The 19,980-nt window shown below is 68.2% G+C and carries 19 protein-coding genes; 16 read left to right on the plus strand and 3 right to left on the minus strand.

What is annotated here, in order from left to right:
* The first annotated feature begins 1 nt into the window (after window position 1).
* The 10 genes from paaH to paaZ all read left to right on the plus strand — a co-directional run bounded on the left by paaH (window position 2) and on the right by paaZ (window position 10,947).
* The gene (gene paaH / locus BM297_RS18505; RefSeq protein ID WP_092434403.1) at window positions 2–1,519 is read left to right on the plus strand and encodes a 3-hydroxyacyl-CoA dehydrogenase PaaH; all 1,518 of its coding nucleotides are present in this window, start codon (window positions 2–4) and stop codon (window positions 1,517–1,519) included.
* Window positions 1,512–1,985, plus strand: coding sequence for a hydroxyphenylacetyl-CoA thioesterase PaaI (gene paaI, locus BM297_RS18510; RefSeq protein ID WP_092434406.1), 474 nt, complete (start codon window positions 1,512–1,514; stop codon window positions 1,983–1,985). Before paaH ends, paaI begins: the two co-directional genes overlap by 8 nt.
* A complete protein-coding gene (gene pcaF / locus BM297_RS18515; protein ID WP_092434409.1) occupies window positions 1,982–3,187 on the plus strand; it encodes a 3-oxoadipyl-CoA thiolase in 1,206 nt (401 codons plus the stop codon). The genes paaI and pcaF overlap by 4 nt, the downstream gene beginning before the upstream one ends.
* Before the next feature lie 120 nt (window positions 3,188–3,307).
* A complete protein-coding gene (gene paaK, locus BM297_RS18520) occupies window positions 3,308–4,633 on the plus strand; it encodes a phenylacetate--CoA ligase PaaK (protein WP_092434412.1) in 1,326 nt (441 codons plus the stop codon).
* Window positions 4,634–4,963: 330 nt separating this feature from the next.
* Complete coding sequence (gene paaA, locus BM297_RS18525) at window positions 4,964–5,956, plus strand: 1,2-phenylacetyl-CoA epoxidase subunit PaaA (protein ID WP_092434415.1); 993 nt, start codon at window positions 4,964–4,966, stop codon at window positions 5,954–5,956.
* 27 nt (window positions 5,957–5,983) lie between these two features.
* Window positions 5,984–6,265, plus strand: a complete 282-nt coding sequence (gene paaB, locus BM297_RS18530; RefSeq protein ID WP_090212460.1) for a 1,2-phenylacetyl-CoA epoxidase subunit PaaB — start codon at window positions 5,984–5,986, stop codon at window positions 6,263–6,265.
* A 10-nt stretch (window positions 6,266–6,275) separates the two neighbouring features.
* On the plus strand, window positions 6,276–7,040 hold the full coding sequence (paaC, locus tag BM297_RS18535) for a 1,2-phenylacetyl-CoA epoxidase subunit PaaC (RefSeq protein WP_092434418.1): 765 nt from the start codon (window positions 6,276–6,278) through the stop codon (window positions 7,038–7,040).
* 19 nt (window positions 7,041–7,059) lie between these two features.
* The gene (paaD, locus tag BM297_RS18540) at window positions 7,060–7,656 is read left to right on the plus strand and encodes a 1,2-phenylacetyl-CoA epoxidase subunit PaaD (protein WP_092434421.1); all 597 of its coding nucleotides are present in this window, start codon (window positions 7,060–7,062) and stop codon (window positions 7,654–7,656) included.
* Window positions 7,657–7,714: 58 nt separating this feature from the next.
* Window positions 7,715–8,800, plus strand: a complete 1,086-nt coding sequence (paaE, locus tag BM297_RS18545) for a 1,2-phenylacetyl-CoA epoxidase subunit PaaE (RefSeq protein ID WP_092434424.1) — start codon at window positions 7,715–7,717, stop codon at window positions 8,798–8,800.
* 110 nt (window positions 8,801–8,910) lie between these two features.
* Window positions 8,911–10,947, plus strand: a complete 2,037-nt coding sequence (gene paaZ / locus BM297_RS18550; protein ID WP_092434427.1) for a phenylacetic acid degradation bifunctional protein PaaZ — start codon at window positions 8,911–8,913, stop codon at window positions 10,945–10,947.
* 206 nt (window positions 10,948–11,153) lie between these two features.
* On the opposite strand, the gene BM297_RS18555 is transcribed toward paaZ, so the two are convergent.
* Entirely contained in the window at window positions 11,154–11,510 is a 357-nt protein-coding gene (locus tag BM297_RS18555; RefSeq protein ID WP_092434429.1) for a diacylglycerol kinase, read from the minus strand.
* A gap of 316 nt (window positions 11,511–11,826) precedes the next feature.
* Between BM297_RS18555 and BM297_RS18560 the strand changes: the two genes are divergently transcribed.
* Window positions 11,827–13,548: a SulP family inorganic anion transporter gene (locus BM297_RS18560; protein ID WP_092434432.1), complete on the plus strand. Its 1,722-nt coding sequence runs from the start codon at window positions 11,827–11,829 to the stop codon at window positions 13,546–13,548.
* Window positions 13,549–13,677: 129 nt separating this feature from the next.
* The gene (locus BM297_RS18565) at window positions 13,678–15,003 is read left to right on the plus strand and encodes a polyamine export protein PaeA (protein ID WP_092434434.1); all 1,326 of its coding nucleotides are present in this window, start codon (window positions 13,678–13,680) and stop codon (window positions 15,001–15,003) included.
* A 71-nt stretch (window positions 15,004–15,074) separates the two neighbouring features.
* Here the strand turns inward: BM297_RS18565 and BM297_RS18570 are convergent, their stop codons facing one another.
* Complete coding sequence (locus BM297_RS18570; RefSeq protein WP_092434437.1) at window positions 15,075–15,650, minus strand: anti-virulence regulator CigR family protein; 576 nt, start codon at window positions 15,648–15,650, stop codon at window positions 15,075–15,077.
* A 327-nt stretch (window positions 15,651–15,977) separates the two neighbouring features.
* Here BM297_RS18570 and BM297_RS18575 point away from each other — a divergent pair, with 327 nt between their 5' ends.
* Genes BM297_RS18575 through BM297_RS18585 form a run of 3 tightly spaced genes read left to right on the plus strand, consistent with a single transcriptional unit; the run spans window position 15,978 to window position 16,954 of the window.
* A complete protein-coding gene (locus BM297_RS18575; RefSeq protein WP_092434441.1) occupies window positions 15,978–16,226 on the plus strand; it encodes a type II toxin-antitoxin system Phd/YefM family antitoxin in 249 nt (82 codons plus the stop codon).
* A complete protein-coding gene (locus BM297_RS18580) occupies window positions 16,216–16,497 on the plus strand; it encodes a type II toxin-antitoxin system RelE family toxin (protein ID WP_092434445.1) in 282 nt (93 codons plus the stop codon). Before BM297_RS18575 ends, BM297_RS18580 begins: the two co-directional genes overlap by 11 nt.
* A 43-nt stretch (window positions 16,498–16,540) precedes the next feature.
* Window positions 16,541–16,954 (plus strand): archease, encoded by a 414-nt coding sequence (locus tag BM297_RS18585; protein ID WP_092434448.1) that lies wholly within the window; start codon window positions 16,541–16,543, stop codon window positions 16,952–16,954.
* Window positions 16,955–17,043: 89 nt separating this feature from the next.
* Here BM297_RS18585 and BM297_RS18590 read toward each other — a convergent pair whose 3' ends face one another.
* A complete protein-coding gene (locus BM297_RS18590; protein ID WP_139231083.1) occupies window positions 17,044–17,859 on the minus strand; it encodes a hypothetical protein in 816 nt (271 codons plus the stop codon).
* Window positions 17,860–18,297: 438 nt separating this feature from the next.
* Here BM297_RS18590 and groL point away from each other — a divergent pair, with 438 nt between their 5' ends.
* A complete protein-coding gene (gene groL, locus BM297_RS18595; protein ID WP_092434454.1) occupies window positions 18,298–19,923 on the plus strand; it encodes a chaperonin GroEL in 1,626 nt (541 codons plus the stop codon).
* Window positions 19,924–19,980 lie beyond the last annotated feature (57 nt).

Raw genomic sequence — 19,980 nt, forward strand, 5'->3', positions numbered from 1 at the left:
GATGAGCGCACTGCATAAAGACGCCGCCATCGCGGTGATCGGCGCCGGCGCCATGGGTGCCGGCATCGCCCAGGTCGCCGCCCAGGCCGGCCATCCGGTCGCCCTGTACGACACCCGCGAAGGCGCCGCCGCCCAGGCCATCGCCGGCATCGCCAAGCAGCTCGGCAAGCGCGTCGACGCCGGCAAGCTGGACGCCGCCGAGCGCGACGCCGTGGTTGCCCGTCTGACCCCGGCCGCCCGCCTCGAGGACCTCGCCGGCAGCGCCCTGGTGGTCGAGGCCATCGTCGAGAACCTCGAGGTCAAGCGCGGCCTGTTCGCCCAGCTGGAAGCGATCTGCGGCGACGACTGCATCCTCGCCAGCAACACCTCCTCGCTGTCGATCACCTCGCTGGCTGCCACCCTCAAGCGCCCCGAGCGCGTCGCCGGCCTGCACTTCTTCAACCCGGCGCCGGTGATGGCCCTGGTCGAGATCGTCGCCGGCCTGGCCAGCGACAAGGCGATCACCGACTGCCTGTACGCCACCGCCAAGGCGTGGGGCAAGAAGCCGGTGCACACCAAGTCCACCCCGGGCTTCATCGTCAACCGCGTCGCCCGGCCGTTCTACGCCGAGAGCCTGCGCCTGCTGCAGGAAGGCGCCAGCGACTGCGCCAGCCTCGACGCCCTGCTGCGCGACGCCGGCGGCTTCCGCATGGGCGCCTTCGAGCTGACCGACCTGATCGGCCACGACGTCAACTACGCGGTGACCTGCTCGGTGTTCAACGCCTACTACGGCGACTTCCGCTTCCAGCCGTCCTTGATCCAGAAGGAGCTGGTCGACGCCGGCCGCTTCGGCCGCAAGAGCGGCCGCGGCTTCTACGACTACGCCGAAGGCGCCGAGCGCCCCGCCGCGCAGAGCCTGCCGACCGCCGCCAAGCCCGCCTGCGTGGTGGTGGAAGGCGACCTCGGCCCGGCCGCCGCGCTGGTCGAGCGCCTGCAGGCTGCCGGCATCGAAATCATCCGCCGCGACGGCGCCGGCCTGCTGCGCGTCGGCGAAGTGGTGCTGGCGTTGAGCGACGGCCGCATGGCCGCCGAGCGCGCCCGCGATGAAGGTCTGCGCAACCTGGCGCTGTTCGACCTGGCGCTGGATTACGCGAAAGCGACCCGCCTGGCCGTGGCCTTCGCCGCCGGCAGCGACGAAGCCGCGCGCGAAGCGGTCGCCGGCCTGCTGCAGGCCGCCGGCATCGCCGTCACCGAGGTGACCGACAGCCCGGCGCTGGTGGTGCTGCGCACCGTCGCCATGCTCGCCAACGAGGCCGCCGATGCCGTACTGCAGGGCGTAGGCTCTGCCGCCGACATCGACCTGGCGATGTGCGCCGGGGTGAACTATCCCAAGGGCCCGCTGGCCTGGGCCGATGCCATCGGCGTCGGCACCGTGCTGGGCGCGCTCGACCACCTGCAGCGCAGCTACGGCGAGGACCGCTATCGCCCATCCCTGCTGCTGCGCCGTCTGCACTGCGCCGGAGAGCGTTTCCATGGCTGAGCATCATCACAATAACGACGACAACCAGCTGCCGCCCCAGGAACTGGCCGAGGCCTGCGCCGAAGCCATGTACGAGCGCGACCTGGCGGTGCGCCACCTCGGCATCAAGGTGCTGCGCATGGCGCCGGGCGAGGCCGACCTGCAGATGACCATCAGCGAGATCATGATCCAGGGTCACAACAGCTGCCACGGCGGCTACCTGTTCACCCTCGCCGACTCGGCGTTCGCCTACGCTTGCAACAGCTACGACGACGCCACCGTGGCGCTCGGCGCCAGCATCGACTTCATCGCCCCCGGCCGCCTCGGCGACGTGCTCACCGCACGCGCCAGCCAGGTCAGCCGCAGCGGCCGCACCGGCAACTACGACGTGCGCATCGAGAACCAGCACGGCCAACTGATCGCCGTGTTCCACGGCAAGTCCTACAAGATCCGCGGCACCGTCCGCCAGCAGGAGAACCAGGCATGAGCGAAGCCCTGATCATCGACGCCATCCGCACCCCAATCGGCCGCTACGCCGGCGCGCTGTCCGCCGTGCGCACCGACGACCTCGGCGCCGTGCCGCTGCGCGCGCTGATGGCGCGCAACCCGCAGGTCGACTGGAGCGCGGTCGACGACGTCATCTTCGGCTGCGCCAACCAGGCCGGCGAGGACAACCGCAACGTCGCGCGTATGTCCTCCCTGCTCGCCGGCCTGCCGCAGAATGTGCCGGGCACCACCGTCAACCGCCTGTGCGGCTCGGGCATGGACGCCATCGGCCTGGCCGCGCGCACCCTGCGCTGCGGCGAGGCCGAGCTGATGATCGCCGGCGGCGTGGAGTCCATGTCGCGCGCGCCCTTCGTGATGGGCAAGGCCGAGAGCGCCTTCTCGCGCTCGGCGGAGATGTACGACACCACCATCGGCTGGCGCTTCGTCAACGCCATCATGAAGAAGGAATTCGGCATCGACTCGATGCCGGAGACCGCCGAGAACGTCGCCGCGCAGTTCAACGTGTCGCGCGCCGACCAGGACGCCTTCGCCCTGCGCAGCCAGCAGAAGACCGGCGCCGCCATGGCGCGCGGGCGCTTCGCCCGCGAGATCGTCCCGGTCGAGATCGCCCAGCGCAAGGGTCCGGCCAAGGTGGTCGCCGAGGACGAGCACCCGCGTCCGGACACCACCCTCGAGCAGCTGGCCAAGCTCGGCACGCCGTTCCGCGACGGCGGCAGCGTCACCGCCGGCAACGCCTCGGGCGTCAACGACGGCGCCTGCGCGCTGCTGCTGGCCAGCCCGGCTGCCGCCGCCCGCTACGGCCTCAAGGCCCGCGGCCGGGTGCTGGCCATGGCCAGCGCCGGCGTCGAGCCGCGCATCATGGGCATCGGCCCGGTGCCGGCGACCCGCAAGGTGCTGGAACTGGCCAACCTCAGCCTGGCCGACATGGACGTGATCGAGCTCAACGAGGCGTTCGCCGCCCAGGGCCTGGCCGTGCTGCGCGAGCTGGGCATCGCCGACGACGACGCCCGGGTCAACCCCAACGGCGGCGCCATCGCCCTCGGCCACCCGCTGGGCATGAGCGGCGCGCGCCTGGTCACCACCGCGCTCAACGAGCTGGAAGAGCGCCAGGGCCGCTACGCGCTGTGCACCATGTGCATCGGCGTCGGCCAGGGCATCGCCATGGTCATCGAACGCCTGTAATACCGGGCGTAGCGCGGTTCGCCCCGTAATCGCGCTACGCCAGCGACACAACACACAACAACAAGAACGGGCGGCCTCGCCAGTCGCCCGTGGCTCCACACAAGAACAACGAGAGATGCCATGAACGCCATGAACAATGCCTCTGCGAACAGCGCCCTGCTCGACCCGATGGAAACCGCCAGCCTCGACCATCTGCGCCACCACCAGCTCGAGCGCCTGCGCTGGACCCTGCTGCACGCCTACGACAACGTGCCGGTGTACCGCCAGAAGTTCGACGCCCTCGGCGTGCACCCCAGCGATCTGAACTCGCTGGAAGACCTGGCCAAGTTCCCCTTCACCGGCAAGTCCGACCTGCGCAACAACTATCCGTTCGGCATGTTCGCCGTGCCGATGGAGCAGGTCTCGCGCATCCACGCCTCCAGCGGCACCACCGGCCAGCCCACCGTGGTCGGCTACACCGCCAACGACATCGACACCTGGGCCAACCTGGTGGCGCGCTCGATCCGCGCCGCCGGCGGCCGTCCGGGTGACCGTATCCACGTCGCCTACGGCTACGGCCTGTTCACCGGCGGCCTGGGTGCCCACTACGGCGCCGAGCGCCTGGGCTGCACGGTGATCCCGATGTCCGGCGGCCAGACCGAGAAGCAGGTCCAGCTGATCAAGGACTTCCAGCCCGACATCATCATGGTCACCCCCTCGTACATGCTCAACATCGCCGACGAGATGGAGCGCCAGGGCATCGACCCGCACAAGCTGGCGCTGCGCCTGGGCATCTTCGGCGCCGAGCCGTGGACCGGCCAACTGCGCGGCGAGCTGGAAAGCCGCCTGGGCATCCAGGCCATGGACATCTATGGCCTCTCCGAGATCATGGGTCCGGGCGTGGCCATGGAATGCGCCGACAGCAAGGACGGCCCGACCATCTGGGAAGACCACTTCTACCCGGAGATCATTGACCCGGTGACCGGCGAGGTGCTGCCGGACGGCCAGATGGGCGAGCTGGTGTTCACCTCGCTGAGCAAGGAAGCGCTGCCGATGATCCGCTACCGCACCCGCGACCTGACCCGCCTGCTGCCGGGCACCGCGCGTGCCATGCGCCGCATCGACAAGATCACCGGGCGCAGCGACGACATGCTGATCATCCGCGGCGTCAACGTGTTCCCGACGCAGATCGAAGAGCAGGTACTGAAAGTCAAACAACTTTCCGCCCAGTACGAACTGCATGTGTATCGCAATGGCAACCTCGACGGCATGGACGTGCTGGTCGAGCTCAAGCCGGAGTTCGAGCACCTCAGCGACGCCGAGCGCAGCGCGGTGAGCCGCGAACTGTCCCACCACATCAAGAGCAACGTCGGCATCAGCACGCGCATCAACATCTGCCCGTGCTTCAGCCTCAAGCGCTCGGAAGGCAAGGCCGCCCACGTGATCGACAAGCGCAAGAGCGCCTGATCCCGGCAGCCCGCAAGCCCCGCTCCGGCGGGGCTTTTTTATGCCTGCAAAGCGCCCGCACGGACTCCGCCCCGATCGTGCCCACGCTCCGCGTGGGCATGCCGCCACGGGCGCTCCTGCGCCCAGGGAGGCGGAGCGTCCCGGGCCGGGCTCCCACGCCGGAGCGTGGGAGCCATCAGGCTCAGAGGCTCTGAAAACCCTCCCGCTCATCGCTAAAAAGCACAAAGCGACACTAAAAACATTTGTTTGCTTTTGCTTTGTGTATCATATAAAAATACAGAACGCCCGGGCGCTGCCCTGCCTGCAACCATGGCTGGAGAAAACAAGAAAATGTACGCACAACTCGTCGAAACCGGAGTCAAGCGCGTCAAGGACCTCGAGGAGATGACTCCCGAGGAACGCGCCTTCCAGGAACGCATCGATGCCGAGATCAAGATCGAGCCGAAGAACTGGATGCCGGACGCCTACCGTCAGACCCTGATCCGCCAGATCTCCCAGCACGCCCACTCGGAAATCGTCGGCATGCTGCCGGAAGGCAACTGGGTCACCCGCGCGCCGACCCTCAAGCGCAAGCTGCAGCTGATGGCCAAGATCCAGGACGAGGCCGGCCACGGCATGTACCTGTACAGCGCCATGGAAACCCTCGGCGCCGACCGCGACGCGGAGATCGACAAGCTGCACAGCGGCAAGGCCAAGTACTCGAGCATCTTCAACTACCCGACGCTGAACTGGGCCGACATGGGCGCGGTGGGCTGGCTGGTCGATGGCGCCGCCATCGTCAACCAGGTGGTGCTGCAGCGCACCTCCTACGGCCCCTACTCGCGCGCGATGATCCGCATCTGCAAGGAAGAGAGCTTCCACCAGCGCCAGGGCTACGAAATCCTCCTGACCATGATGCGCCACGGCAACCAGGCGCAGAAGGACATGGTCCAGGACGCCATCAACCGCCTGTGGTGGCCGGCGCTGATGATGTTCGGCCCGAGCGACGCCGACTCGCCGAACAGCGCCCAGTCGATGGCCTGGAAGATCAAGCGCATGAGCAACGACGACCTGCGCCAGCGCTTCATCGACCAGACCGTGCCGCAACTCGAATTCCTCGGCTGCACCGCGCCGGACCCGGACCTCAAGTGGAACGAGGAACGCGGTCACTATGACTTCGGCCAGATCCAGTGGCAGGAGTTCTACGACGTGCTCAAGGGCAATGGCCCGTGCAACCGCGAACGCGTTTCCACCCGCCGCAAGGCGCTCGAAGATGGTCAGTGGGTACGCGAAGCCGCCGTCGCCCATGCCGCCAAACGCCAACAAAAACAAAACGCCGCCTGATCGGCGCCTGACTCGGAGAACCCCGCCATGTCCGAATGGATCCTTTTCGAAGTGTTTGTCCGCAGCAAGCACGGTCTGAACCACAAGCACGTCGGCAGCGTGCATGCCGCCGATGCCAACATGGCCCTGGAAAGCGCCCGCGACCTGTACACCCGCCGCAACGAAGGCGTGAGCATCTGGGTCGTGCCGTCCGCGCAGATCACCGCCACCGCCGGTGACGAGAAAGAACCCTTCTTCGACCCGTCCCAGGACAAGGTCTATCGTCACGCCAGCTTCTACGAGCTGCCGGACGAAGTCGGCCACATGTGAGGAAAGGGTCATGCCTGATAACAAGAACGACCTGATCGAATACCTGCTGCGCCTCGGCGACAACGCCCTGATCAACGGCCAGCGCCTGTGCGAATGGTGCGGCCGCGCGCCGGCGCTGGAAGAGGAAATGGCGCTGATGAACGTCGGCCTCGACCTCGTCGGCCAGGCGCGCAACTGGTACGAGTACGCCGCCGAGCTGCTGGCCGACGGCCGCGACGCCGATCAGCTGGCCTTCCGCCGCGACGAGCGTGCCTTCCGCAACACCCTGCTGGTCGAGCAGCCCAACGGCGACTACGCGGTGACCACCGCCAAGCTGTTCCTGTTCGACGCCTGGCACCTGCACACCCTGCAGGCGCTGACCGCCTCCAGCGACGCGCGCATCGCCGGCATCGCCGCCAAGGGCCTCAAGGAAGTCACCTACCACCTGCGCCGCTCCGGCGAGTGGGTCGAGCGTCTGGGCGACGGCACCGAGCAGAGCCGCCAGCGCATGCTCGCCGGCATCGACGAGGTGTGGCGCTTCACCAACGACCTGCTGAGCAGCGACGAGATCCAGCAGCGCCTGGCCGCCGCCGGCATCGCCGCCGACGCCACTGCCGTGGCCGCCGCCTGGCAGGCCAGCGTCGAGCAGGTGTTCGAGCGCGCCAGCCTGCCGGTGCCGCCGCCGGCCAGCTACTTCTACCTGGACGGCAAGCGCGGCCTGCACACCGAGCACCTCGGCATCCTGCTGGCCGAAATGCAGTTCCTGCAGCGGGCCTACCCCGATGCGACCTGGTAAGACGCCGAGTGGAGGCAACATGGTCAACCGATCCGAGATCGATGCCCTGTTCGGCGGCAGTCCCGTCGCCGGTCTGGGCGGCGAAGCGCAGCCCGGCCTGATCGCCTCCGACGGTGGCGCACGGGAGGCGGACGAGTCCGACCTGCCGCGCGCCTGGCAGGTGCTGGAACAGGTGATGGACCCAGAAGTGCCGGCGGTCAGCGTGGTCGACCTCGGCATCATCCGCGAGGTTTCCTGGATCGACGGCCACCTGATGGTGGCCGTCACTCCGACCTACTCCGGCTGCCCGGCCACCGAATTGATCGAAAGCGAGATCGCCAAGGCGCTGGAACAGGCCGGCTTCCGCGCCCCGCGCCTGGAGCGCCGCCTGTCCCCGGCGTGGACCACCGACTGGATCAGCGAGCAGGGCCGCGAGCGCCTGCGCGTCTACGGCATCGCCCCGCCGTCGGGCAGCAGCAGCAAGCGCAGCCTGCTCGGCGAGAAGGACGAGGTCTGCTGCCCGCAGTGCGGCAGCCACGACACCGAAGTGGTCAGCCAGTTCGGCTCCACCGCCTGCAAGGCCCTGTACCGTTGCCGCTCCTGCCTGGAGCCCTTCGACTATTTCAAGTGCATCTGAACGGCTCGCCCCACCGTGCTGGCCCCGCTCGGAACACAAGAGCCTGGAGAACAATAAGATGAGCAAGTTCCATACGCTGACCATTCGCGAAGTGCGTCCGGAAACCCGCGACACCGTGTCGGTGGCCTTCGCGGTGCCGGCCGAACTGCAGGACAGCTTCCGCTACACCCAGGGCCAGCACCTGGTCATGCGCACCCAGATCAATGGCGAGGAAGTGCGCCGCTCCTACTCGATCTGCAGCGCGGTCAGCGACAACGACCTGCGCGTGGCGATCAAGCGCGTCGACGGCGGCCTGTTCTCCAACTTCGCCAACGACCAGCTCAAGGCCGGGCAGACCCTGGAAGTGATGCCGCCGGCCGGCCACTTCTCGATCGCCCTCGACCCGGCGCGCGCCGGCGAGTACCTGGCGGTGGCCGCCGGCAGCGGCATCACGCCGATCCTGTCGATCGTCAAGACCACCCTGGAAACCGAGCCGCACAGCCGCTTCACGCTGATCTACGGCAACCGCTCCAGCGGCAGCACCATCTTCCGCGAGCAGCTCGAGGACCTGAAGAACCAGTACCTCGACCGTCTCAACCTGATCTTCGTGTTCAGCCGCGAGCAGCAGGACATCGACCTGTACAACGGCCGCATCGACGCCACCAAGTGCGACGCGCTGTTCTCCCGCTGGCTGGACGTGCCGAACCTGACCGCCGCCTTCATCTGCGGCCCGCAGGAAATGACCGAGTGCGTGCGCGACAGCCTGCGCAACCACGACCTGCAGCCCGAGCGCATCCACTTCGAGCTGTTCACCGCCTGCACCCCCGGCGCGGTTCAGGAGAAGCGTGCCGCCCGCGAGGCCGCCGCCAAGACCGCCGGCGCGGTCAGCCACGTCACCGTGGTCAGCGACGGCCGCACCCTGAGCTTCGACCTGCCGCGCAACACCCAGAGCGTGCTGGACGCCGGCAACGCCCAGGGCATGGACCTGCCCTACTCGTGCAAGGCCGGCGTGTGCTCGACCTGCAAGTGCAAGGTGGTCAAGGGCGAGGTGGAGATGGACGCCAACTTCGCCCTCGAGGACTACGAGGTGGCCGCCGGCTACGTGCTGTCCTGCCAGGCCTTCCCGGTCAGCGACGAGGTGGTGCTGGACTTCGACCAGCTGTAAGCCCCCGTCCCGATCGTCCCAACCCGCGGTGCGCCCTGCGCACCGCGGGTGAAAACAATTGCGGCCGGCCATGCCCCGACCGCCACCTGCCTTGCTCAGGAGATTCCCTGATGACTACCCTGCAAAGTTTCATCGGCGGCCGCTGGATCGGCGCCGACGCCGGCCAGGCGCTGAAGAGCGCCATCGACGGCCACATCGTCACCCACACCCACGCCGACCAGCTGGACTTCGCCGAAGCGGTGAGCTACGCCCGCCAGAGCGGCGTGCCGGCGCTGATGGCGATGGACTTCCAGACGCGCGCGCAGTGCCTCAAGGCGCTGGCCAAGTATCTGATGGAGCGCAAGGAGCAGCTCTACGCGATCTCCCACCACAGCGGCGCGACCCGCGTGGACAGCTGGATCGACATCGAGGGCGGCGCCGGCACCCTGTTCGCCTACGCCAGCCTCGGCAGCCGCGAGCTGCCCTCCGGCAACCTGGTCCATGAAGGCCCGGCCATCCCGCTGAGCAAGAAGGGCGGCTTCGCCGGCACCCACATCCTGGTGCCGCGCAGTGGCCTGGCCGTGCACATCAACGCCTTCAACTTCCCGATCTGGGGCATGCTGGAGAAGTTCGCGCCGACCTTCCTCGCCGGCATGCCGTGCATCATCAAGCCGGCCACCGCCACCAGCTACGTCACCGAAGCCGCCGTGCGCATCCTCCACGAGTCTGGCCTGCTGCCGGCGGGCAGCCTGCAGCTGATCATCGGCAGCACCGGCGACCTGCTCGACCGCCTGGACGGCCAGGACGTGGTGACCTTCACCGGCTCGGCCGACACCGCCGCCAAGCTGCGCGTGACCCCCAACCTGATCCGCAACTCGGTGCCGTTCACCGCCGAGGCCGACTCGCTGAACTGCGCGATCCTCGCTCCCGACGTCACCCCGGACGACGAGGAGTTCGACCTGTTCGTCAAGGAAATCGCCCGCGAGATGACGGTCAAGGCCGGCCAGAAGTGCACCGCCATCCGCCGCATCATCGTGCCGCAGAACCGCCTCGACGCCGTCGCCGAGCGCCTGTCCGCGCGCCTGGCCAAGGTGGTGGTCGGCGACCCGAGCAAGGAAGGCGTGAAGATGGGCGCGCTGGCCTCGCACGCCCAGTTCGAGGACGTCGCCTCCCGCGTCGACGCCCTGCTGCAGAGCAGCGAGCTGCTGTTCCGTGGCGAGGCGCAGTTCGTCGGTGACCAGGTCGCCGAGGGCGCGTTCTTCGCCCCGACCCTGCTGCAGAGCCGCGACCCGCATGCCGAGGGCGGCGCCCACGACATCGAGGCCTTCGGCCCGGTCAGCACCCTGATGGGCTACGCCGACATCGACGAGGCCGTCGCCCTGGCCGCCCGCGGCAAGGGCAGCCTGGTGTCCACCCTGGTCACCAAGGACCCGCTGGTCGCCGCCAAGGTGGTGCCGGCCGCCGCCGCGTGGCACGGCCGCGTGCACGTGCTGGACCGCGAGGCCGCGGTGGAGTCCACCGGCCACGGCTCGCCGCTGCCGCAGCTCAAGCACGGCGGCCCCGGCCGCGCCGGCGGTGGCGAGGAACTGGGCGGCCTGCGCGCGGTCAAGCACTACCTGCAGCGCACCGCGGTGCAGGGCTCGCCGAGCATGCTCAGCGCCATCACCGGCGAGTACGTGCGCGGCGCCAAGGTCATCGAGACCGAGGTGCACCCGTTCCGCCGCCACTTCGAGGAGCTGCAGATCGGCGAGTCGCTGCTGACCCACCGGCGCACCGTCACCGAGGCCGACCTGGTCAACTTCGGCTGCCTGTCGGGCGACCACTTCTACATGCACTTCGACGAGATCGCCGCCAAGGAATCGCAGTTCGGCAAGCGCATCGCCCACGGCTACTTCGTGCTGGCCGCCGCCGCCGGCCTGTTCGTCTCCCCCGGCGTCGGCCCGGTGCTGGCCAACTATGGCCTCGACACCCTGCGCTTCGTCAGCCCGGTGGGCATCGGCGACACCATCCGCGCGCGCCTGACCTGCAAGCGCAAGATCGACCAGGGCAAACAGTCCAGCCTCGGCACCCCGCAGGGCGTGGTGGCCTGGGACGTGGAAGTCACCAACCAGAACGACGAGCTGGTCGCCAGCTACGACATCCTGACCCTGGTGGCCAAGCGCGGCTGAGCCCTCTCCTAGAATTTCACCGCGATCGAGCGTCGCGGCGTCACTCCAGGCCGGTTTGCGGCGCGGCCCAAGCCCGTGGTTCCGTCACAAGCGGACAGCGGGTTTCGGCCCGCCCCAAGCCCCTGCTGCTGCCGATGGGGCAGCTCATCAGTAGGACTCCTGATCCGATTGCGCCGGCCATGAGCCGGCGTCTTTTTGTCCGCGCTTCAGCCTCCCAGCCAATCCAGCACGAAGGCCACGCCCACCACCACGGCGATACCGCTGGCCACCAGCGCCGCGCCGGCGGCGATGTCCTTGGCCGCGCCGATCTCCGGATGGCGCTCGGGATGCAGGTGGTCGATCAGCGCCTCCAGCGCGCTGTTGACCAACTCGGCCACCAGCACCAGGCCCACCGCCAGCGCCAGCAGCGCCCACCACAGCGCCGCCGGCCGCGTCGCCAGCAGCACCAGCAGCACCGCCGCCGCGGCCAGCAGGTGGGTGCGCAAGCTGCCCTCGCGCCGCACCGCCAGGCGCAGGCCGTGCAGGGCAAAGCCCATGCGCTTGATGAACGGCTGTCCCTTCATGCCCTGCCCCCTCGGTGCAACACCCTTGTCATGCAAGGGTAGCCAACCCAACCCGCATCCCCATGGCCAGCCGCGAACTTTTGCGCCGGGCCTGAAGCGCCGGCCTCGCTGCCCGCCGGGACGTGCTGGAGCCGTGCCGCACGGTCTGCGTGATCCTCGCGCCGGCCGATGGCCGAGCGGCCTGCAGCATTGGTCACCCCCGGCCGCGGCAGCGAACCTGACTCCCGCGACATTGCCGCCTACGCTTGCCTTGCAAGCGTCACCTTCGGTTGCTCCCGCGGCCGCCGATTTCCGGCCGCCGGCAAAGGACTCCAGCATGGGCAAAGCGCCTCGCCGCAACTCCTCCCGCTGGCTGCCACGCCTGGCACCCGGCCTCGCCGCGCTGCTCGCCTACCGGCGCGGCGATCTGCCGGGCGATCTGGTGGCCGGCGTGTCGGTGGCCGCGGTCGCCCTGCCGGTCGGGATCGCCTACGCCCAGCTCGCCGGCTTCAGCCCGGTGGTCGGCCTGTACGCCAGCATCCTGCCGCTGCTGGTCTATGCCCTGTTCGGCACCTCGCGCCAGCTGATCGTCGGCCCGGACGCCGCGACCTGCGCGCTGATCGCCTCGGCGCTGGTGCCGCTGGCGGGCGGCGATTCCGAACGCTACCTGTCGCTGTCGGTGGCCCTCGCCGGGCTGACCGGGGTGTTCTGCATCCTGGCCAGTTTCATCCGCCTCGGCGCGCTGGCCGACTTCCTCTCCAAGCCCATCCTGGTCGGCTTCCTCAACGGGATTTCCCTGCACATCCTCGCCGGGCAGCTGGGCAAGCTGGCCGCGGTGCCCGTCACTGCGCCCGGCGTGGTGCCGGCCACCCTGCAACTGCTCGAGCAGTACGCCGACTACCACTGGCCGACCCTGCTGGTCGGGCTGACCGCCTTTGCCGTGCTGTTGCTGTCGCCGCGCCTACTGCCGCGCCTGCCGGCGGCCCTGCTGGCGCTGGTGGTCGCCGCCGCGCTGGTCGCCGTCTTCGGTCTCGACCAGCGCGGCGTGGCGGTCATCGGCGCGGTGCCCGCCGGGCTGCCGGAGCTGAAGCTGCCGGACGTGCCCTGGCACCAGGTCGACGAACTGGTGGCGGCGGCGCTGGGTCTGGCACTGGTCAGCTTCTCCAGCATGATGCTGACGGCGCGCAGCTTCGCCGCCAAGAACCACTACGAAATCGACGCCGACCGCGAATTCGCCGCCCTCGGTGCCGCCAACCTCGCGGCAGCGCTGACCCAGAGCTTCGCCATCAGCGGCGCCGACTCGCGCACGGCGATGAGCGATGCCGCCGGCGGCCGCACCCAGCTGGCCGGCGTCATCGCCGCGCTGTCGATTGCCGCGGTGCTGCTGTTTCTCAGCGAACCCCTGCGCTTCGTGCCGATCGCCGCACTGGCCGCGGTGCTGATCATTGCCTCGCTATCGCTGCTGGATGTGCGCAGCCTGGTCCTGCTGCTGCGCTTCAGCCGGATCGAATTCGCCTTCGCGATGCTGGCCACCCTCGGCGTGGTCTGGGTCGGCGCGATCAAGGCGATCCTGGTGGTGCTGATCCTCTCGCTGATCCGCTTCGTCATGCTCTCCTCGCGGCCGCGGGTGGATGTACTCGGCAAGGTCGCGGGCATCTCCGGCTTCCATCATCTGGCCAACCACCCGGAGGCGACCACCTGGCCCGGCCTGCTGCTGTTGCGCTTCAATGCGCCGCTGGTGTTCTTCAACGCCAACTACTTCAAGCAGCAGGTGGAGCGTGCCGTCGAGCGCGCCGGCGACGGCCTGCACTGGCTGGTCCTCGACGCCATGCCGATCACCCAGATGGATGTGACCGGCTACTTCGCGGTCGAGGAACTGAGGGCGACCCTGCGCCGGAAGGGCATCCAGCTGGCCGTCGCCGGGCGTTACCAGGAGATCATGGCGTGGCGCAAGGCGCATGCGCTCGACAATGATGACACCCTGTACTTCCCGACCATGCGCAAGGCGGTGAAGGCGTTCCTGGAGCGGCAGGCTGGGGGTGAGGCAGGCCAGGGGTGAGCGCTGCGCGGGGCCGCTGCCGGCAGCGGCCGTCCTGCCCGCTCGGGCCATCGCGGTCATGCCCCCGTCAGGCGCGCATGCTACCCTCCAGCGGGTATCCATTTTTCATGCCTATTGCATGCACTCCCCATGAACTTCAGCCAAAGCCTGCTTCTCCTCGCGCTGCTCATCCTGGTCAGCGCGTTCTTCTCCCTCGCCGAAATCGCCCTGGCCGCCTCGCGCCCGGTGCGACTGCGGCAGATGGCCGATGAAGGCAGCATCAATGCCCTGCGGGTCATCCAGGTCCAGGAAAAACCCGGCCACTACTTCACCGTGGTGCAGATCGGCATGAACGCGCTGGCCATCCTCGGCGGCATCGTCGGCGAGGGCATGTTCAGCCCGCTGTTCACCGAACTGTTCGCCCTGCGCCTGGACGCGCAGCAGGCGGCCACCCTCGGCTTCGTGGTGTCCTTCATCCTCACCACCTCGCTGTTCATCGTCATCACCGACCTGATTCCCAAGCAGGTCGCCATGGCGGTTCCCGAACAGCTCGCCATCCGCGTCATCGGTCCGATGCGCATCCTCTCCACACTGCTCAAGCCGCTGGTGCTGGTCTACTCCTGGCTGGTCAGCAGCCTGATCAACCTGCTCAAGCTGCCCAAGCAGCGCGACGACAGCGTCACCCCCGAGGACATCATGGCCATGACCCAGGCCGGCGCCCAGTCCGGCACCCTGGCGGCCAGCGAGCAGCAGGTCATCGAGAACATCTTCGAGCTGGAAACCCGCACCCTGCCCAGCGCCATGACCCACCGCGAAGGCATCGTCTTCTTCCTGCGCGACGACCCCGATGCGCTAATCCGCTCGCGGATCGCCGACGAGCCCTACTCGGCGTACCCGGTGTGCGACGGCGACATCGACCACATCGTCGGCTACGTCACCATCAAGGACCTGTTCCAGCGGGTGCTGCACGACCAGCCGATCTCCCTCGAAGACCCCGCGCTGATCCGCAAGCCGCTGGTGGTGCCGGACCGCCTGACCCTGGCCGAAGTGCTCAAGCAGTTCCGCCAGGCCGGCGAAACCTTCGCCCTGATCGTCAACGAATACAGCCTGGTGGTCGGCCTGATCAGCCTCAACGACGTGATGAGCATCGTCATGGGCGACATGGTCTCGCCCTGGTACGAGGAGCAGATCGTCCGCCGCGACGAGAACTCCTGGCTGATCGACGGCGTCACCCCGATCCAGGACGTGCGCCGCGCGCTGGACATCGACAGCGTGCCCCACGAGGACGAGTACGAGACCCTCGCCGGCTTCCTGATGACCATGCTGCGCCGCGTGCCCAAGCGCACCGACAGCGTGACCTGGGGCGGCTACACCTTCGAGGTGATGGACGTCGACAGCTACCGGATTGACCAGGTGATGGTCACCCGCACCGTGCCGCAGGTTGGCGCGGAGGGTGCCGTCCCGGCCAAGGGCTGAGCGCGCCACGCCTCGGCCGGCCACTGCCCGCCGAAAACCAGCCCGACCCGCAGCGCGCCAGACAGCGCCACTCAGTGGAAGATGTCGTGCAGCACGTCGTTGATCACCCGGGTCGACACCGAGATCAGCACCAGGTCGTTGCCGACCCGCACCCACTCGTGACCGTAGTAGCGCGGCAGCTGGCGCTCCAGACGGCCGTCCAGCCAGTGCCTGTCGATCCCCGGCGGCAGCGGCTTGCCGCGCTGCAGGTTCTTGCGGATCCCCGGCGGCAGCGCCGGCCCCGGCCGCCAGTAGTCGCGATGCCCGCCGATCACCACGCGCACCCGGTCATGGTCGACGCGGAAGCGCCCCGAGCGGCTTTCCTCGCGGCGGTCATCCAGCCAGCGCGGCTCGCGGTCGTGGTCTCGATCGCGGGATTCGTAGCGGTCGCGCTGCTCGTGGCGCTCGCGCTGTTCGTAACGATCCTGGCGCTCCTGACGCTGTGGCGTCACCTGTCGCCCGGCGCCGGACTTGCCCTCGGACTGCCCGCGCATCGGCGCCTGCCCATGCCCACCGCGGCCCTGGTCCGGCTGGGCGAGCAGCGCCGCAGAGCCGGCGGCCAGGACCAGGCCGGTGAACAGCACGATGGCGGAACGTGACTTGAACATGAGTAAGGCTCTCCATGACGGGAAGGGTCCCTGGCGGATTCGACCGCAGCGATGGGCCGGGTTCCGCGAGCGGGGACACAGGCTGCAACAGGACTCAGCATAGCCGGCCAACGCCGGCAGGCTGGGGGCGGCCAACCGGTTACAGACTGTCACCGGTTGAAATGACCACCAGCCGGTGGGGCTGCGCCTGATGTGGCGCTGCTGGTGAGCGGGCCGCATGGGGAAGATGTATCTCCCGTTGCGCGCCAAAGCAAAAAGCACGCTGAACAGCACCCTTCAGAGCACCTATAATGGCTCTCCAGTGATTATCAAAGCAGGAGCAAACCGATGACTCACCTGGTGCTGTCCGACGTCGCCGCCAGCATTTCCGAGCTGAAGCGCAATCCCATGGGCACGGTCGCGGCCGGCGAAGGCGGCGCGGTGGCCATCCTCAACCGCAACGAACCGGCGTTCTACTGCGTGCCGGCCCAGGCCTACGAGGCCCTGCTGGCGCGCCTGGAAGACCTCGAACTCAACGCCCTGGCCGACAGCCGCCAGGACTCGCCGGAAGTCGAGGTGTCGCTGGATGACCTATAAGCTGGTCTTCAAGGAAGAAGCCCTCAAGGAATGGCGCCGCCTCGGCGATACCGTCCGCGAGCAGTTCAAGAAGAAACTGGCCGAGCGCCTGGAAAACCCGCTGGTCCCGGGCGACCGCCTCAGCGGCAGCCACAACCGCTACAAGATCAAGCTGCGCTCGGCCGGCTACCGGCTGGTCTACGAAGTCCGCGAGCAGGAGATCGCAGTGGTGGTGATCGCCGTGGGCAAGCGGGAGCGCAGCGAGGTTTATCGGGAGGCGGGGAAGCGTTGAGGGCATCCCCGGCCAAGGCGGATTCGATCACGAGGATTACACCATGCCCTGGCAAACCTTCCCCCACGAAGCCGACATCGGCGTGCGCGGTACCGGCGCCACGCTGGACGAGGCGTTCGCCGGCGCGGCGCTGGCGTTGACCGCCGCGATCTGCGACCCGGCCACGGTGCTGCCGCGCGAGGCGCTGCAAATCGACTGCGAAGCCCCGGACCTGGAGCTGCTGCTGGTCGACTGGCTCAACGCGCTGATCTACCGCATGGCCACCCGTCGTCTGCTGTTCGCGCGCTTCGAGGTACAGATCGACGGCACCCGCCTGCACGCCAGCGCCTGGGGCGAGGCGGTGGATGTGGCGCGGCACCAGCCGGCGGCGGAGGCCAAGGGGGTGTCGTTCTGCGAGCTGAAAGTCGTGCAACAGGAAGACGGTCAGTGGCTGGCCCAGGCGGTGGTCGACGTCTGAGTCGTGGTGCGCATGGCGCTCCCTACCCGGAAGGTGTGTAGCCGCAGGGTGCGCCACGCATACCGCAAGTCAGTCTGTGTCAGGGAGGCCTAGTGCTCTTTACGTGGGATCAGCACCTGGTCGACAAACTTGCGGGTGGCTGCATCAGTACCTACTGCATGATCAGGACATCGATGTGCGGTGAGCCAAGGAGAAGGGTTAGCCGAGTTGGCCGGTGTGCTCCAGGCGTAACGCAGCATCTCACCGAGCACTTCGCCGGTTTCGAGATCAATGACCCTGACCGTGCTGCTGGCCACCCCCAGAGCGCGCTCCTCGGGAATCACATGGTCTTCGAAAGTCACGCCATAGCGCGGGGCAGGATCGGGGGCGGGAATCCTGTCGAGAGTCCAGCTATAGATATTCAGGTCGTAGTTCGGGTCACGCGCCAAGGCCATCTGCACCCCCTTAGCCGTAGTGTCTTTGCGGCCTACGACTTTTACAGACCCGCTGTATCGATAGTGCTGGCCATCCTGAGCATCGATCACATCGACATAGCGGTAGCCAGGATACTTTTTGGGGCCGAGCTTGTCAGAGGTATTGATAGAACCACGATACTCCTTGGTAATGGGACGCGGCACACCGCCAAAGGCGAAGGCCGCTTCGTAACCGAGGAAGGTCTTGATGTATCCATCTCCCATGTTTTCCCTGGCAAACGCCGCCCCCGGCCAATTCGGGTCGGCCCATTCACGTGAGCTGGCTTGCGGACGCAGCTTGAGCAACACCACACCCTCCACATCCGGCACGACCTTGTAGATTTTCTCGCCCACCACGGTCCGGCACTTCTCCTCCCACAGCGCCTGACCGGCCTTGGCTCGCGCGAGAGCCTGCTCCGCCTTGGTCGGAGGAACCTGTCCGGTCGAGCGCAACCAGGTTGTCCAGCCCCACTGGAGCGTGCCCCCCCCCCCCCGGCCAGGGTCAGCAAAACAGCAGTCCAGATGATCGTCCCTTTCTTCATGCGGCAAGCCTCCTGCTCACACCCGCCTATCCGTGGAAGTGACTACCCTAGTCGGCTCGGTCTCGAAGAGCCATCAGAGAATATTTTTCTGCCGACTGGCTTCTGAAAAAGTCGAAGCGCAGCGCCTTTCACGGAATAGTGCATTGCACAGTTCGACAACTTTCCCCCAACGGCCTGGGTGTTGTGCCAGGTATTTGGCAGTCGACCCGCGAAAGTTCGGCCTGCCACCCGACAGGGCGATGACCGCTCACCCAGCGGTCCGGCGAACTCCCCCTCCCCTCGCTACGCTGAAAGGACTCCGGCGGCGAGCCGATACCCGCCGCCGCTCCATGACGAGGGAGGCGCCCCGATGCCCCACACCAAGCTGCTGTTTCGCAACGCCGCGCGCGAGAAGGTGCTGCGCGGCGCCACCCAGCTGGCCGACGCGATCCGCGTGACCCTCGGCCCCAAGTCCAAGTCGGTGCTGATCCAGAAGAAGTGGGGCACGCCGACGGTGTGCAACGACGGGGTGACCATCGCCAAGCTGGTCGAGCTGGAAGATCCCGAGGAGAACCTCGGCGCGCAGATGCTGCGCCAGGCCGCCGAGCGCACCGGCGAGGCGGTCGGCGACGGCACCAGCACCTCCACGGTGCTGGCCCACGCCATTCTCGCCGACGGCGTGCGCAACGTGGTCGCCGGCGCCAGCGCCATCGACCTCAAGCGCGGCCTCGACCGCGGCCTGCAGGCGGCGGTCGACTCGCTCAAGGCGCAGTCGCGCACGGTGCAGACGCGCAAGGAGAAGGCCCAGGTGGCGGCCATCTCGGCGCACAACGACGATCCCATCGGCGAGCTGGTCGCCGACGCGCTGGAGAAGGTCGGCGGCGAGGGGGTGATCACCGTCGAGGAGTCGCGCACCACCGAGACGGTGGTCGACGTGGTCGAGGGCATGCGCTTCGACCGCGGCTACATCTCGCCCTACTTCATCACCGACGCCGAGAAGATGCAGGCGGTGCTGGAGGACCCCTTCCTGCTGCTCTGCGACCACAAGATCGGCCTGCTCAAGGAGCTGGTGCCGCTGCTCGAGCAGATCGCCAAGAGCGGCCGGCCGCTACTGTTCATCGCCGAGGACATCGACGGCGAGGCGCTGGCCACCCTGGTGGTCAACCAGATCCGCGGCGTGCTGCGCGCGGTGGCGGTGAAGGCGCCGGGCTTCGGCGACCGGCGCAAGGAGATGCTCCAGGACATCGCCGTGCTGACCGCCGGCCAGGTGATCTCCAGCGAGCTGGGCCTGCGCCTGGAGCAGGTCGAGCTGCGCCAGCTCGGCCGCGCCAAGCGCGTGGTGGTCGACAAGGAGAGCACCACGCTGATCGGCGGCGGCGGGCGCAAGGAGGCCATCGAGGCGCGCATCGCGCAGATCCGCAAGCAGATCGAGACGGCGAGCAGCGACTACGACCGCGAGAAGCTGCAGGAGCGCCTGGCCCGGCTGGCCGGCGGCGTCGGGGTGATCCGCGTCGGCGCGCCCACCGAGGCGGAGATGAAGACCCGCAAGGACGCCCTCGACGACGCCATCTCGGCGACCCGCGCGGCCATCGAGGAAGGCATCGTACCCGGCGGCGGCATGGCCCTGCTGCGCGCGGTGCCGGCGCTGGCAGCGCTGGAGGAGCAGTGCGTCGGCGACGAGCGGACCGGCGTGCAGATCCTCCGCCGCGCCCTGGAGGCGCCGACCCGCAGCATCGCCGAGAACTCGGCGGTGGACGCCGGCGTGGTGGTGGCGCGCATCCTCGGCGAGACCGGCCCGGTGGGCTTCGATGCGGCAACCAACCAGTACGTGGACATGTACCAGGCCGGGATCATCGACCCGACCAAGGTGGTGCGCATCGCCCTGGAGAACGCGGTGTCGGTGGCCAGCGTGCTGCTGCTCACCGAGGCGACCCTGACCGAGGTACCCGGCAAGGACGAGCACGAACACGAGCCGTCCATGCCGGGCATGGAGTGAGGTTTTTCCCTCTCCCCCAGCCCCTCTCCCGCGAGCGGGCGAGGGGCGCCAAGTGCA

The organism is Geopseudomonas sagittaria (assembly GCF_900115715.1).
Lineage (GTDB): Bacteria > Pseudomonadota > Gammaproteobacteria > Pseudomonadales > Pseudomonadaceae > Geopseudomonas > Geopseudomonas sagittaria.